A 15356-nucleotide genomic window follows, 5' to 3' on the forward strand; every position below is an offset into this window, starting at 1 on the left:
GTAGATAAATTCTGCCAGGTATTCGGGTAGCTCTTTTATTTTGGATCTCCAATGAAACGCACTTTCCAACCTTCTGTCACCCGTCGCAAGCGTACCCATGGTTTTCGCGTCCGCATGAAAACGCGTGGCGGCCGTGCCGTTATCAATGCGCGCCGTGCCAAAGGCCGCAAGCGCCTGGCCGTATAAGCCTCAAAAGCTTTTTGCGCACAGCCGGTAGCTACGGCTGACGCTTGCTTTTATGCGCGCCACATTTCCTGCTGCGGCTCGCCTGCACCGCCCCTCAGAATATGCGTCTGCCCTAAAGGGTAAACGACTTGCCAGAGGGGCGTTGTTCGTTGTAACGACGCCACGCGATCTTCCTGTCGACACGGATATTACCTGTGCCAGGCTTGGCCTCGTCATTGCCAAGCGGTTTGCCGCGAAGTCCGTGACCAGAAATGCGATCAAGCGTGTCATACGTGAAGCCTTTCGGCAAAAGCGGCACGAACTTCCTGTTCGCGATCTCGTCTTTCGCCTGCATTCCAAAGTCGGGCCGTTTACCCTCACTGAACTTAAAGCGCGGGTACGCGGCGAAATTGATGTCTTGTTAAACCGCGCTATGTAATGATCAAGGCGCTGCTCATTGCTCCCATCCGGTTTTACCGGTATTTTCTTAGTCCTTGGGTTGGTAGAAGCTGTCGCTTTACACCCACTTGTTCCAGTTACACAATCGAAGCTATTGAAAAACGGGGTCCTTTGATCGGGCTCTGGCTGGGAATGCGGCGCATTGCGCGTTGCCATCCATGGTGTCCAGGCGGCTACGACCCGGTACCAGAACCAAAACGCAAGTCGCGGTAGCAGCGGAACACCTCCCAACGCTCCGAACTTGTTGCAGTTTTTTTGAATTATTTTCTGCTCATCTTTGATTCAGCTGAGCTACGTTAAACTGTTGGGCTTTTGGCTCAGCTTTAACTTGAAACAGGCGCTATGGATATCCGACGCACCATCCTCTGGATGATTTTCTCCTTCTCGCTCTTGCTGCTATGGAATAACTGGCAAGTGCATAACGGCAAGCCCTCGCTTTTCGGGTCCAGCCCAACGGCAACCCAAACGGCAAGCTCGACACAAACGCCTGCAGCGACTCCCGCTGATGCCAGCGTGCCGACAACAGCCCCTGGCACGCCGGCGCAAGTTGCGGCTAGCGACGCCGTACCTGGCGGAAACAATCAACCAGCGAATGCGTCAGAAAAGGTCAACATCAAAACCGATGTCTTTGACCTTACCTTTGACACGCTGGGCGCCCAGTTGGTCGAAGCCGAGCTGCTGAAATACGCTGCACCGGGGGACAGCAAACTGCCCATGGTGTTGCTGGACAACTCCGCCTCGTCGGTTTACCTGGCACAAACAGGTGTCATCGGCGCACCGGCCGGCGCAAGCTACCCCACGCACCTGACGCCCTTCAAACTGGTTTCATCGGAAAACAACCTTACGGGCGACTCGCTCAAAGTGGTTTTCGAATCGGAAACCGATGGCGTAAAAGTCGTCAAAACCTACACCCTGCACAAGGGCCGTTACGACATTCAAGTCCAGCACGATATTTACAACCTGGGCACGACGGCCGTCACGCCTTCGCTGTACCTGCAATTGACACGCGACGGTAACGACCCGTCCGACACGTCTTCCTTCTACAGCACGTTTACCGGGCCAGCGCTTTATTCCGCCCAGGACAAGTTCCAGAAGATCAAGTTTTCGGATATCGACAAAGGCAAGTCCAACTACATCAAAGAAGCCGATAACGGATGGATTGGCGTCGTCCAGCATTACTTCGCTACAGCCTGGGTGCCGACTGAAGGCGTAGTGCGCCACAACGAAGCCCTGCGCGTCTCGGACAACCTGTATGCCATCCGCAGCATTGAATCCGTGGGTGCTATCCAGCCCGGTGATCACAAGGTGGTTGAGTCCAACCTGTGGGTGGGTCCTCAAGATCAAAAAGCCATGAGCGAACTGGCCCCCGGCCTGGAACTCGTGGTCGATTACGGCTGGCTGACCATCATTGCCAAGCCGTTGTTCAAGATCATGACATGGCTGCACGCCATACTGGGTAACTGGGGCTGGACAATTGTCGCTCTGACTTTCCTGATCAAGCTGGTGTTTTACCCCTTGTCGGCAGCCAGCTACCGCTCAATGGCCAAAATGAAGCTGGTTACGCCGCGCATGCAAGCCTTGCGGGAAAAGTTCGGCGATGACAAGGCCAAGCTCAACGCCGCCATGATGGAAATGTATCGCACCGAAAAGATCAATCCGCTTGGGGGCTGCTTGCCCATGGTGGTGCAGATCCCCGTGTTCATTTCACTTTACTGGGTATTGCTGGGCAGCGTCGAAATGCGTGGCGCCCCCTGGATACTCTGGATTCACGATTTGGCCGCGCGCGACCCATGGTTCATTCTGCCCGCTTTCATGATGGCGACCATGTTCCTGCAGATCAAGCTTAACCCCACGCCTCCCGATCCTACCCAGGCCAAGATCATGATGATCATGCCTTTGGTTTTCGGCGGCATGATGTTCTTCTTCCCTGCCGGCCTGGTGCTGTACTGGTGCGTTAATAACTCCGTATCCATCGCCCAGCAACGCTACATCATGTACAAGCTGGACAAGGAAAACGCAGCCGCTTCCCGCTAAGCGCACTGCCAGGCAACACAACAAGGGCACCCCATGGGGTGCCCTTGTTGTTATATGCGGGCTAAACGATAGCCAATGCCAATTCTTTCTTTATAAGCTCAACAATAAAGCGCTGCCGCGCCAAAGGCATTCTATCTATAACACTGGATACGCTGATGGCGAATATAGGGTGGCCCGACCGATGCAATATAGGTACTCCGACCCCTAGCACGCCCGGTACTGCCGCATTTCCCACCGCAGACCAACCTCGTTCCAATGTCGATCTGATCAACTGTTCCATTTGCTCGCACGTCATACCCCCAAACGTGGGCAATATATTTTTATTGGCGTGCAAAATCTGCTCAATATCATTTTTGGGCAAATTGGCCAATAACGCCAGGCCGGCGGCGCCAACACCCAAAGGTTGCTTATGCCCGATAGTGACAGACAATACCTGGACAGGATAAGTACCCACTTCCCGATGCACACACAATGAGTCGCCATTCTCGCGGCGAACCAGGAAACTCGAATCCCCCGTCTGGGCACTGATACGGGCAAGTACCGGCTTTAAGCGGTCGATACTGTATGTGGCGGAAGGTCCCACCGCAAAGTGCGCATGATTGAAAATGAAAACACGATCCTCCGTCGCTGGCTGTACATAATCCTGATCGACCAATACGTCCAGAAACCGATAAACCGTTGTGCGCTGTATGCCAGTCAACGCGGCAATATCAGTAATTTTCAATCCGTCATCACCTGCTGCCCGTAGCGCTTCAATAATTTGAAGTCCTCGCCTGAATGTCTTAGGGCCGGATTCATCCATATACTTTCTCACAAATTAATTTGTCCAAATTATAGACAAGTTATGTTGTTTATTCGCGTGGTTCACATATAGGATCTATGTACATCCTTATTTTCGTCCAAATTATAGACATGTGGAGACAACATGACATTCAAAATTCAAAAATCCTTCCTCAAGGCTGCCATGTTCGGACTCGCCTTGCCTGCGCTATTGCTAAACAGCACAGTCGCTTCGGCTAAGGGCGACTATCCTGCGCGGCCAATCAGCATGGTGGTGGGATACGCGGCCGGGGGAGCAACAGACATACTGGCGCGCCTGATCGCCAAGGCGCTCTCCGACGAATTAAAACAATCGGTCATCGTCGAAAACAAGGCAGGCGCCAACAGTAATATCGGCGCCGAATATGTAGCCCGCGCCAAAAACGATGGTTACACCATATATGTAGGCACTATCGCCAACACCATCAACCGCGCGCTGTATAAAGACCTTCGCTATGATTTCGTGAAAGATTTCGAGCCGGTAGGAATGATGGCTTCGATCTCAAACGTCCTTGTCGTCAACCCAAAGCTGCCCTTTAAGACGGTCCAAGACTATATCCAGTATGCCAAAGAGAATCCTGGCAAATTAACTTGTGCGTCATCAGGTATCGGTTCATCCATAAACATGTCTTGCGAGTTGTTCAAGATTCGGACCGGCACCAATATTCTCCATGTTCCCTACCGCGGCAGCGGCCCTGCGGTTACGGACCTGTTAGGGGGCCAAGTCGACTCCATGTTCGATAACCTTCCTTCCTCACTCGCACATATCAAGGGGGGCACGTTACGCCCCATCGCCACTACGACCAGCTCGCGCGTCAACTCCCTGCCAGATACGCCTACCTTTGCTGAGGAAGGCGTGGAAGACTTCCTGGTCCAGTCCTGGTTTGGCCTTAACGTACCCGCCGGCACACCTGCCCCAATCGTCAACCGACTGAATCAAGCGCTGAACAAAGCCCTGCAAAAGCCTGAAGTGATCTCCACTTTCGAAAAAAATGGATTCATGGAGCCAGAGCAACCGAACTCCCCCGAGCGCTTCGGGCAATACGTCCAATCGGAAATTGACAAGTGGGACGTAGTCGTCAAGAAAGCCAATCTCACCGCCAACTAATCAAACCTGGCTAACCTAACTCTAGAAGGCACCCCAGCATCATGTTTCCCATCGACTTTTTATACCGCGCAGCGCAACTGCACGGTAGCCGAACCGCCATAGAAAGCCCCGCTGAGCAGATTACCTATGCCCAGCTGGTAACAGCAGTCAATGCATTGGCCGTAGTCTTGCAGGCGAAAGACCCTACCCCGGGATCACGAGTAGGTCTGTGCGCTGCAAACTCGCCAAACTACATTATTGGCATGCTGGCTATCCTTGCGGCAGGAAAGGTCTGGGTACCGTTGAATTACCGCAGCACGTCATCTGAAATTCGCCGAATACTGGATACGACCGCACCAACCGCCTTGATGGTGGACGACATTGGCAATGAACTGATTCATGGCGATGAAAGCCTCAAGATCCCATTCGCGCAATTTGCCAATCTGATCGCCACACACCAAGGCCAAGTACCCACACGCCATGCACTATCTCGGGACGGCACCCAGGCAATTAAATTCACTGGCGGCACGACCGGCATCCCCAAGGGAGTCATGCAACCATATCGAGCGTGGGTGGCGGGAATCATCAATCAAATCTTTGGATGGCAGATTACCCACCAGGACAAGTTTGTAATTTGTGCACCCATCAGCCATGGCACAGGCACCTACATCGTCCCACTGCTGGCGCAAGGCGGTACGCTGCTTCTTTGCGCCTCGAACTCGTCAGAAGACATTGTGCAGGCGTTCAAGCAGCAAGGCGGCACCATGACGTTCATGCCGCCGACGCTGATCTACAAGCTCATGGCATCACCTGGTGTCGACGCATTGAGCTTTCCCGCGCTACGCCTTCTGATATACGGCGGCGCTCCCATGCCCACCGAAAAAATCATCCATACACAGGCATTTTTTGGGCCAGTGGTAGCCACCACTTATGGCCAGACGGAAGCCCCACAGATTGCCACCCTATTGACGCCTGAAGAACTGGCAAATCCTGCCTACCGCGCCTCGGTGGGCAGGGCCACTTGGCTTTCCGAACTGGCTGTTGTGTCTCCTGACGGCGAGCAACTACCTACCGGCGAGATGGGCGAAATAGTAATCAAAGGCGACTTGGTCATGACAGGCTACTGGGAACTGCCAGAGAAGACCCGTGAGACCATCAAAAATGGCTGGCTACATACTGGCGACGTCGGATATCTGGACGAGCAAGGCTTCCTGTTTTTGAAAGAGCGGCTGCGCGACGTGATTATTACTGGCGGATTTAACGTCTATCCGGTCGATGTCGAAAATACGCTGTCTCTGCACACCGCTGTACACGAAGCATCTGTATTTGGCGTGCCCGACGACAAATGGGGAGAAACGGTTAACGCTGCGATTGAACTCAAACCATCCCATTCCGTAACAGTGGATGAGCTCAAGGCATTTGTGCGAGAAAAACTTGGGCCTGTGCTGACACCAAAGAACATTTACTTTTATGACAGCCTGCCACGCTCTTCCGTGGGCAAGGTTCTGAAAACAACAATCAAAGAAAACGTAATAAACGCCGAACATGCTTGCAACGGCGCCACCCAATAAACCTATATAAACCGGAGATTCCATGACACAAGCCCCTACTACCGAACTGTGCGCGCATAGCCTGACCGGCATGAATTACCGCGATAAAGATCTAGTGAATGACTTGATCGGCGAGCGTACTTTTACCGACGTCATGTTTACTCAGATTATCGGCCGTCGTCCACGACCGGTCGACCTGCGTATCGTCGACGCAGTCCTGATCACGCTAATGGAGCATGGCCTGACTCCTAGCGCTATTGCCACACGTTTGATCTACATGAGCGCCCCGGAAAATCTCCAGGGCGCCGTATCAGCCGGGATACTTGCCGTAGGAAGCCAGTTCGTTGGAACGATGGAAAATTGTTCCGAACTGCTTGTCCAGCTACTGAACTCAGACGATCAGGAACAAGCGGCGCTCGCTCTGGCCCGACAATACAAAACAACTAAACAACATCTGCCGGGCTTTGGCCATCATTTACATAAGCCGGACGATCCCCGTTCAATCAAGCTTATCGAGCTTGCACAAAAAGAATCGGAACTCTCCCAAAAACATGTAAACGCTTTACTGACACTGAGCAAGGCTGTCGATGAGGTTTACGGCAAACACATCACCATCAATGCGACCGGAGCCGTTGCCGCGCTTTTAGGTGAAATAGGCATACCCACCGAACTTATGCGAGGCTTTGCCGTGATATCCAGAGCGGCTGGCCTGGTATCGCACATTGCCGAAGAACAGCGCATACCGTCAGGTAGATTCATATGGGAAACCATTGATCATGCAGTCCCGTATGTGAAAAAAAACACCGACTGAAACCACTTTTCTTAAAAAATGCGAGCATCGACAATGCCACAATACGTTTTAGTTACCGGGGGCTCCAGCGGCATCGGAAAAGCAATTATTGAGCGCTTGGCAGCAGAAGGCTTCCACACTCTGAACCTTGATATGCGGGCGCCCCACTCGCTTTCTGATAACGAACGCCATATTTCCATCGACTTGCTGGACACCGACGCCCTAAGCGGTGTTCTGGCGCAATTGTCCCAAGAGCATGAGATCTTGCGCATCGTCAATAACGCCGGCATGGTCAAACCGGCGCTGTTGGAAAGCACCCAGATCGAAGACGTCAGAACAGTAGCGAAGCTCAACATCGAAGCTCCTATCTTGATAGTTCAACAGTTTTTACCTGCCATGCGAGCCAATAACTTCGGTCGCATCGTCAACATCAGCAGCCGGGCCGCGCTAGGCAAGGAAAAGCGCACCGCTTATGCCGCATCCAAAGCAGGTCTATTGGGAATGACACGAACATGGGCGCTAGAACTGGCCGGCAACGGCATTACGGTAAATGCAATCGGCCCAGGCCCTATCGCTACTGAACTCTTCACGGCAGTTAACCCCCCTGATGCGCCTCAAACACATCAAATCCTCAAGACAATTCCCATACAACGCTTGGGCGACCCTTCAGAAATCGCCCATGCGGCATACTTTTTTCTAGATGATCGTTCAGGTTTCACGACTGGCCAAGTGCTGTATGTGTGCGGTGGAATGACCGTGGGTTTAGGCAACGCAGCGTAATTTATCAGGTAACTAGATCCATGAAACTTGCCAATAAAATCGTATTCATGGCTGGCGCGGGTAGCAGCGCGCCTGGCTGGAGTATTGGAAAAGCAACATCCCTTACCCTGGCTCGGCAAGGCGCAACCATCGTTGCCCTGGATACCAGCATGGCTGCAGCACAGGAAGTCGTCGAAGAAATTCAAAAAATCGGCGGCAATGCTTTAGCGATACAAGCCGATGTTGCTGACCAGGCATCCATCGAACAGGCCGTAGCGCAAACTGTAGGTGAATTCGGCGGCATCGATATTTATGTGGCTAACGCAGGAATCGGAAAAATCGGCGGCATTAATGAAACACAAACCGCTGATCTGGATCGCATCTACCAAGTGAATGTCCAAAGCCTGCTTATGGCATCAAAATTGATCATACCCAACATGATCCAACGAGGCGGCGGCGCAATCGTAACGGTATCTTCCGTTGCCGGAATTCGCTATGTGGGATATCCACATCTTGCCTATAGCGTGACTAAGGCCGCCCTCATTCAATTTACCCGAATGATTGCGCAGGAATATGCCGCCGAGGGTATTCGCGCCAATACAGTAATACCGGGCCTGATCGATACACCCCGCATCAAGAAAAACGTATCTGCTGCCTTTTCTTCCGACGGCAACCAAGACGAAGTACGCGACAAGCGGAATCAGCAAGTTCCCATGCAACGCATGGGAACCGCCTGGGAGGTCGCAAACGCGATCGCGTTCCTTGCCTCTGATGACGCTTCTTATATTACTGGCACCGAATTAATTGTAGATGGAGGGCTGACCGGCAAGTTTTAAACGGCGACATGGTTTTCCTTTCACGGGAAAGTCTCCTCGTGGTTGCTCCGCTATTGGGTAATTCCCGATGGAAAAAGCTTTAGGCTTAATGTAAGTTGGCGATACACACAACCGCACACTACAACTACACTAAGAATATAAACATACAAAGCCCACAGGAGACGCTATGAATCATGTTACCCAACCCGCCCGGCTACGCCGGTTCCTGGGCTACAGCGCGGCCGCCACGCTGCTTTGCGGCACGCTAGGCGCGACGGCTACTCTGGCAGCCCAAGAGCCTCTTAAAATAGGCTTCATTGGTACGCTGTCGGGCCCCGGCGGCGCGCTTGGGCAAGACCAGTACGACGCATTCATGTTGGCGCTGGAACAAAAAGGCGGAAAACTGGGTGGTGTTCCTGTGGAAGTCATACGCGAAGACGACCAGCTCAAGCCCGACGTGGGCGTACAAGCCGCCACAAAGCTGCTGAAAAGCGAGAAAGTGTCCATCATTACCGGCGTGACGTTTTCCAATGTCATGATGGCCATCCACAAATCCATTACTGACGCCGAAGTCTTTTTGATCGGTTCCAATGCCGGGCCCGCCCCCATCGCTGGCAAATCCTGCTCGCCCTATTTTTTCTCGACCTCATGGGATAACGACCAGTTGCACGAAGCCGGCGGTCAACTGGCATCCGATCTAGGCTATAAAAACATGTACGTCATGGCGGCCAACTACCAGGCTGGCCGTGATGCTGTTTCCGGCTTCAAACGCGACTACACCGGCAAGATCATCGACGAAGTCTATACCCAGGTTAACCAACCCGACTATTCTGCTGAAATCGCGCAGTTGCAGGCGGCGTCACCTGATGCCGTCTATGTGTTCTACCCAGGCGGGATGGGCATCAACTTTGTCAAACAGTATCGCCAAGCGGGCCTGCTGGGCAAAGTGCCCCTTATTTCTGTCTCGACCATTGACGGCACCACCTTGCCCGCGCTCAAATCGCTGGCAGTGGGCGCAATTACCAGCGCCCCTTACGCCCCCAATATCGACAACCCGCAAAACAAGCAGTTTGTAGAGGCCTTTGAAAAAGCCTACAAGCGCCCACCATCAATGTATGCCGCCCAGTCTTACGATGCGGCCAACCTGCTGGACTCGGCCATCTCCAAGGTGAAAGGCGACATCAGCAACAAAGAAGCGTTCCGCAGCGCCTTGAAGGCATCGGATTTCGCATCTGTACGCGGCAACTTCAAACTCGATACCAACCAGATCGCTGATGGGGCCTTCTATCGGGTCGACGTAGTCGAGGGCGCTAATGGCGCCGAACTGAAAGCCGTCAGCCCCATCGCAATCAAGACACGGGCCAACTTCGCCGCGCAGTGCCCAATGAAGTAGACCTTGATCACGGCCAGCCGCAAAGCTGGCCGTGGCGCTAGCCCTGGAGGCCCTCTTGAGCCCGGCATTATTTGTAATTCAATCCCTGAACGGCCTCCAATTGGGGGTTCTGCTGTTTCTGATGGCCGCTGGCCTGACGCTGGTTTTCGGCATCATGAACTTCGTCAATCTGGCGCACGGCTCGATGTATATGATGGGCGCTTTTTTTGCGGCGTCAATCTATGGCTATACCAATTCATTCGTGCTGACGGCAATCCTGCTGGTTCCCGCCATGCTGGCGCTGGGCCTTGCTGTCGAATGGATAGCCCTAAAAAAGCTCTACCAGCGCGATCACCTGGACCAAGTCCTGGCCACCTTCGGATTGATCCTGTTTTTCAATGAGCTTGCCAGAATGATTTGGGGGCCATCGCCCTTTTACATGGAAGTTCCTGAATTCCTGACCGGCGCGGTCAATATCTTCGGCATTCGCTATCCGGCCTATCGCTTCGTCATCATTGCGACCGGTCTGCTGGTGGCCGTGGGCTGTTATCTGCTTATCCATCGCACCCGGGTCGGTATGCTCATCCGCGCCGGCGCCACGAACCGTACTATGGTCGGCGTACTGGGCGTGAATATCGTATTGCTGAATTCCTTGTTGTTTGCGCTGGGCGCCGTACTGGCGGGACTTGCCGGCTTGTTGGCCGGCCCCATCATGTCAGTGCAGGCGGGCATGGGCGAGCCTATTCTCATTCTGACCATGGTGGTCATTGTGATTGGCGGCATAGGGTCCATCCGCGGCGCCTTTTATGCCGCGCTTATCGTGGGCGTCGTCGATACGCTGGGACGCACAGTGCTGCCCAGTCTATTGCGCAGCTTTCTTGAACGCAGCAGCGCCGATATCGCGGGTCCGGCGCTGGCATCAATGATGATTTATCTGTTGATGGCGTTCGTGCTGGCCATCAAGCCCAAGGGGTTGTTTCCTGTGCATAACACTTAAAAGCGACACCCTATGAGCTTGCTCCTTCTAACACGTCCAAAACGGTCCAGCAGCGCCTTGCTAAGCACCCTCTTGCTGGTGCTGCTGGCTCTGGTACCGCTCTATGCGTATAGTTTTGCCGATTCCTTTATCGTCACCTTAATTACCCGAATACTGATATTCGCGATAGCAGCCACCTCGCTGAACCTGATACTGGGCTATGGCGGGCTGGTCAGTTTCGGCCATGCCTTGTTTTTGGGCTTGGGCGTTTACGCCGCCGCCATCATGGGATTCCACGGTATCACCAACGGCTGGCTGCAATTGCTGGTGACACTTGCCGTATGCGCCAGCGTGGGGCTGATAACCGGCAGCATCGCACTGCGCACTACCGGTATTTCATTCATCATGATTACGCTGGCCTTTGCACAAATGTTTTATTTCCTGTTTGTCAGCCTGAGCCAGTATGGCGGCGACGATGGCCTGAGAATGGCCAGTGGCAGCGACTTCAGCGGCATCATTCTTACCGAATCGTTGACCTTGTACTTTACGTCTTTCGCCGTACTTTGCCTGAGCCTGTATGCCTGTCATCGCCTGGTCCATTCGCGTTTCGGAATAGTCGTGCGCGCCAGCAAAATCAATGATCAGCGCATGAAGGCCCTGGGCTATTCCACCTTTCGCTATCGCTTAACGGTATATGTCATTTCCGCCGCCTTGTGCGGCGTCGCCGGACTCTTGTATGGCAACCTCACGCAGTTTGCTTCACCTTCCTACATGTCATGGACAACCTCTGGCGAACTGATCGTCATGGTAATGCTGGGCGGCATGGGCACCTTGTTTGGCCCATTGTTCGGCGCACTAGCCATGATACTGACCGAGGAATGGCTTAAATCCATCACTGAGCACTGGATGATCATTTTCGGGCCTTTGATTGTTGTTGTAGTGACCACCAGCCGCCTGGGTTTGATGGGCATGTTGACGGCCCTGGACGACCGTCGTAATCGGCAGCCAGCCCGTGCATCAAGCCAGGAGGCGTCATGAGCCTGCTGTCCGTGCGCAAACTGGTAAAACGGTATGGCGGGCTAACGGCCACCGACCATTTCGATTTCGATGTCATGCCCGGTGAAACCCACGCTGTCATCGGCCCTAACGGCGCCGGGAAAAGCACGCTTATTGCCCAATTGGCCGGGGAAATCAAACCCGATTCAGGACAGATATTTTTCAACGGCGAAGACATCACGAAAGAACGTGTAGAAACTCGCGCCCTTCGCGGTGTGGCACGTTCGTATCAAATTACCTCCATATTTCCCCAATTCACGGCATTGCAAAACGTGATGCTTACCGTCCAGGCGCATCAAGGCCATAGTTTTCGTTTCTGGTCCCCCGCCCAGACCCAGGCATCGCTGACCGGACCGGCGCAAGAAGCTCTCGAACGCGTCGGACTGGCCCAACATTTGCATAGACCGGTATCGGACATGGCCCACGGCGAGCAACGCCAGTTGGAACTAGCCATGGTCCTGGCTGGCAAACCCAGGCTCTTGCTGTTGGACGAGCCTATGGCCGGAATGAGTCAAACCGAATCCATGCAGATGACGGAATTGCTGCTCAGCCTGAAAGGCCAGTATGGGATAGTCCTGGTCGAACACGATATGGATGCCGTATTCAAACTCGCTGATCGCATCACTGTCCTGGTGTATGGACGCAGCATTGCCTGCGGCACAGCCGGCGAAATCCGGGCCAACCCCGACGTCAGAAATGCCTATCTGGGAGACGATGACTAATGTCTGCACCCTTGCTTGAAGTAAAACAAGTCGATGCCTACTACGGCGCGAGCCAGGCCTTGTTTGGCATGGACTTCCTGGTGCACGCCGGCCAATTCGTCACGCTGCTGGGTCGTAATGGCATGGGGAAGTCAACCAGCATCAAGTCCATCGTCGGATTGATGGCGCCAGCGCGTGGATCCATTCGCTTTTCCGGACAAGACATCCATGGCTTGCCCACCTACAAAATTGCCCGTGCCGGCATCGGCCTAGTGCCTGAAGGCCGCCAAATATTTCCCAACTTAAGCGTGCAGGAAAACCTGGTCGCTACCGCCCATAACCGGCAAAACCTGGCAAATCCCTGGGTCTTGGAAAAGATTTATGGACTTTTTCCACGCCTGTCCGAGCGTGCTGGCAATCTTGGATCCAACCTGTCGGGCGGCGAACAACAAATGCTGGCCATAGGCCGCGCATTAATGACCAATCCCAGACTATTGATACTGGACGAAGCTACCGAAGGACTTGCCCCCATCATTCGCACAGAGATCTGGCAATGCCTGACGGAACTCAAAAAAACCGGCCTGACGATTATTTGCATAGACAAGAATCTGAATTCTTTACTGCCCCTGGCCGATCAACACTACATCGTAGAAAAAGGGCGCGTCGTGTGGGCGGGCACCTCGGATGCGCTCAGCAGCCAGCGTGAGCAATTGCAAAGCTATATGGGAATTTAAGCCTTCATTGGTTTGATTGGGCCTTACATAGGTGAAAAGCCGTGCAAGGCAGTCATTTTTTAATAGCCAATAGCTATCACTTCATTGATATCAATCAATTTCCTTTTGTCATCTGAAGTATATAAACTATGAACTGAAGCTACAGAGTAAGGGAGTAGACTTACCTACGCTTCCATGGCAATACCTGCTTGCTTTATTCGCATCACTATATTCTTGTAAGGATTTACATGAAAAAGCTAACAACCGCTGCTGGCGCACCTGTCGTCGACAATCAAAACATTCAAACTGCAGGCCCTCGCGGCCCAGCTTTATTGCAAGACGTCTGGTTGCTGGAAAAGTTGGCGCACTTTGATCGTGAAGTTATCCCCGAACGCCGCATGCATGCAAAAGGCGCCGGCGCTTACGGTACCTTCACCGTCACTCACGACATTAGCCAATACACTCGCGCCAAGATTTTTTCCCAAGTTGGAAAGAAAACTGAAGTGTTCATGCGCTTTTCCACAGTTGCCGGTGAACGCGGCGCCGCTGATGCCGAACGCGATATCCGCGGCGTAGCCATGAAGTTCTATACCGAAGAAGGAAACTGGGATCTGGTAGGCAACAACACCCCTGTTTTCTTTTTCCGCGACCCGCTTAAATTCCCCGACTTGAACCACGCCGTTAAACGCGATCCCCGCACCGGCATGCGCAGTGCCCAGAATAACTGGGAATTCTGGACTGGCTTGCCTGAAGCCTTGCACCAAGTCACCATCGTCATGAGCGATCGCGGCATTCCCGTCGGCTTTCGCAACATGCATTTATTCGGCAGCCACACCTTCAGCTTCCTGAACGCCGACAACGAACGTTATTGGGTCAAGTTCACTTTCAAAACCCAGCAAGGCATTAAAAACCTGACCGATGATCAGGCTAGCGTAACGGTTGGCAAAGACCGCGAAAGTTCGCAACGCGACCTGTTTGACGCCATTGAAAACAATGATTTTCCGCGTTGGACCATGTTCGTTCAAATCATGCCCGAAAAAGACGCGTCGACCTATCACCTGAACCCATTCGACTTGACCAAAGTCTGGCCACATGGCGATTATCCGTTGATCGAAGTCGGTGTCCTGGAACTGAACCGCAACCCTGAAAACTTTTTCGCTGAAGTGGAGCAAGCCGCATTTACACCCGCCAACGTCGTTCCTGGCATCAGCTTCTCGCCCGACAAAATGCTGCAAGCCCGTCTTTTTTCTTATGGCGATGCGCAGCGCTATCGTTTAGGCGTGAACCACCACCAGATCCCGGTGAATGCACCCAAGTGTCCTTTCCATAGCTACCATCGCGATGGCGCTATGCGAGTCGATGGCAACTATGGCCGGATCACAGCCAACGAGCCCAACACCCAAGGGGAATGGCAAGAGCAGCCCGATTTCCGCGAACCGCCGCTCGCCATTGAAGGCGCTGCCGACCATTGGAATCATCGTGAAGATACCGACTACTTCTCACAACCCGGCAACCTGTTCCGCTTGATGAATGATCAGCAAAAACAAGCCTTGTTCGATAATACGGCTCGGGCGATTTCTGGCGCATCCGACGACCTGAAGGAACGTCATATCTACCACTGTACCCAAGCCGATCCGGCCTATGGCGCCGGCGTTGCCGCCGCCATCAAGGCACTAGCTTGATGTTGTAAATGAATGTCGGATTACGCCCCTGCGAGGGGCTAATCCGACATTACAGGTAGCACTTACCGTCCAGGTAGGCCTTGCGCCAACGTGTAATGACGGTACGTTCAAACAAGCCGCCTACCGCAAATGGATCCGCATTAACAAAGTCTTCTGCTTCGGCACGCGTTTCCAGGTCCACGATATAGACGCTTCCCGTACCACCCGTGCCATCGTCTTCCAGTTTAGCGCCGCAAGCCAGAAGCAAGTCCTTGTTCTCTTCAAGAAAATCCAGGTGTTTGTCACGTAACGCCTGGCGCAAAGCTTGTGTATGCGGCTTATCAAAGGTTTCAATCAGATATGGCATGCAATGTCCTTATTGTGTGTTTTATATACGGC

The 15356-nt window shown here is 53.3% G+C and carries 17 protein-coding genes; 15 read left to right on the forward strand and 2 right to left on the reverse strand.

Annotation, left to right across the window (positions count from 1 at the left end):
- Nucleotides 1-51: 51 nt before the first annotated feature.
- From rpmH to yidC, 4 genes are all read left to right on the forward strand, one after another.
- Entirely contained in the window at nt 52-186 is a 135-nt protein-coding gene (rpmH, locus tag ABWO67_RS03425; RefSeq protein ID WP_023951589.1) for a 50S ribosomal protein L34, read from the forward strand.
- A 52-nt stretch (nt 187-238) separates the two neighbouring features.
- Complete coding sequence (gene rnpA, locus ABWO67_RS03430; RefSeq protein WP_353147539.1) at nt 239-604, forward strand: ribonuclease P protein component; 366 nt, start codon at nt 239-241, stop codon at nt 602-604.
- A complete protein-coding gene (gene yidD / locus ABWO67_RS03435) occupies nt 604-837 on the forward strand; it encodes a membrane protein insertion efficiency factor YidD (protein WP_353147542.1) in 234 nt (77 codons plus the stop codon). The genes rnpA and yidD overlap by 1 nt, the downstream gene beginning before the upstream one ends.
- Before the next feature lie 129 nt (nt 838-966).
- The gene (yidC, locus tag ABWO67_RS03440) at nt 967-2658 is read left to right on the forward strand and encodes a membrane protein insertase YidC (RefSeq protein WP_353147545.1); all 1692 of its coding nucleotides are present in this window, start codon (nt 967-969) and stop codon (nt 2656-2658) included.
- A 61-nt stretch (nt 2659-2719) separates the two neighbouring features.
- Here the strand turns inward: yidC and ABWO67_RS03445 are convergent, their stop codons facing one another.
- Entirely contained in the window at nt 2720-3460 is a 741-nt protein-coding gene (locus tag ABWO67_RS03445; RefSeq protein WP_353147547.1) for an IclR family transcriptional regulator, read from the reverse strand.
- A 123-nt stretch (nt 3461-3583) separates the two neighbouring features.
- Between ABWO67_RS03445 and ABWO67_RS03450 the strand changes: the two genes are divergently transcribed.
- From ABWO67_RS03450 to ABWO67_RS03500, 11 genes are all read left to right on the forward strand, one after another.
- Nucleotides 3584-4585 carry a Bug family tripartite tricarboxylate transporter substrate binding protein gene (locus ABWO67_RS03450; protein ID WP_353147549.1) on the forward strand — a complete coding sequence of 334 codons (1002 nt, stop codon included), beginning with the start codon at nt 3584-3586 and terminating at the stop codon, nt 4583-4585.
- Between the two features lie 41 nt (nt 4586-4626).
- On the forward strand, nt 4627-6135 hold the full coding sequence (locus tag ABWO67_RS03455; protein ID WP_353147552.1) for a class I adenylate-forming enzyme family protein: 1509 nt from the start codon (nt 4627-4629) through the stop codon (nt 6133-6135).
- Nucleotides 6136-6157: 22 nt separating this feature from the next.
- Nucleotides 6158-6925, forward strand: a complete 768-nt coding sequence (locus tag ABWO67_RS03460; protein ID WP_353147554.1) for a citryl-CoA lyase — start codon at nt 6158-6160, stop codon at nt 6923-6925.
- A gap of 33 nt (nt 6926-6958) precedes the next feature.
- Nucleotides 6959-7684: an SDR family oxidoreductase gene (locus ABWO67_RS03465; protein ID WP_353147556.1), complete on the forward strand. Its 726-nt coding sequence runs from the start codon at nt 6959-6961 to the stop codon at nt 7682-7684.
- Between the two features lie 20 nt (nt 7685-7704).
- On the forward strand, nt 7705-8499 hold the full coding sequence (locus ABWO67_RS03470; protein ID WP_353147559.1) for an SDR family NAD(P)-dependent oxidoreductase: 795 nt from the start codon (nt 7705-7707) through the stop codon (nt 8497-8499).
- Nucleotides 8500-8665: 166 nt separating this feature from the next.
- On the forward strand, nt 8666-9871 hold the full coding sequence (locus ABWO67_RS03475) for an ABC transporter substrate-binding protein (protein WP_353147562.1): 1206 nt from the start codon (nt 8666-8668) through the stop codon (nt 9869-9871).
- A gap of 55 nt (nt 9872-9926) precedes the next feature.
- Complete coding sequence (locus tag ABWO67_RS03480) at nt 9927-10847, forward strand: branched-chain amino acid ABC transporter permease (protein WP_353147565.1); 921 nt, start codon at nt 9927-9929, stop codon at nt 10845-10847.
- A gap of 12 nt (nt 10848-10859) precedes the next feature.
- A complete protein-coding gene (locus ABWO67_RS03485) occupies nt 10860-11864 on the forward strand; it encodes a branched-chain amino acid ABC transporter permease (RefSeq protein WP_353147568.1) in 1005 nt (334 codons plus the stop codon).
- Entirely contained in the window at nt 11861-12604 is a 744-nt protein-coding gene (locus ABWO67_RS03490) for an ABC transporter ATP-binding protein (RefSeq protein WP_353147570.1), read from the forward strand. Before ABWO67_RS03485 ends, ABWO67_RS03490 begins: the two co-directional genes overlap by 4 nt.
- Nucleotides 12604-13317, forward strand: a complete 714-nt coding sequence (locus tag ABWO67_RS03495; protein ID WP_353147573.1) for an ABC transporter ATP-binding protein — start codon at nt 12604-12606, stop codon at nt 13315-13317. Before ABWO67_RS03490 ends, ABWO67_RS03495 begins: the two co-directional genes overlap by 1 nt.
- 227 nt (nt 13318-13544) lie before the next feature.
- Nucleotides 13545-14978, forward strand: coding sequence for a catalase (locus ABWO67_RS03500; protein WP_353147576.1), 1434 nt, complete (start codon nt 13545-13547; stop codon nt 14976-14978).
- A gap of 49 nt (nt 14979-15027) precedes the next feature.
- Here the strand turns inward: ABWO67_RS03500 and ABWO67_RS03505 are convergent, their stop codons facing one another.
- Entirely contained in the window at nt 15028-15324 is a 297-nt protein-coding gene (locus tag ABWO67_RS03505; protein WP_353147579.1) for a YciI family protein, read from the reverse strand.
- Nucleotides 15325-15356: the final 32 nt, after the last annotated feature.

It is taken from the genome of Pollutimonas bauzanensis (assembly GCF_040393045.1).
Classification (GTDB): domain Bacteria; phylum Pseudomonadota; class Gammaproteobacteria; order Burkholderiales; family Burkholderiaceae_B; genus Pollutimonas; species Pollutimonas bauzanensis_A.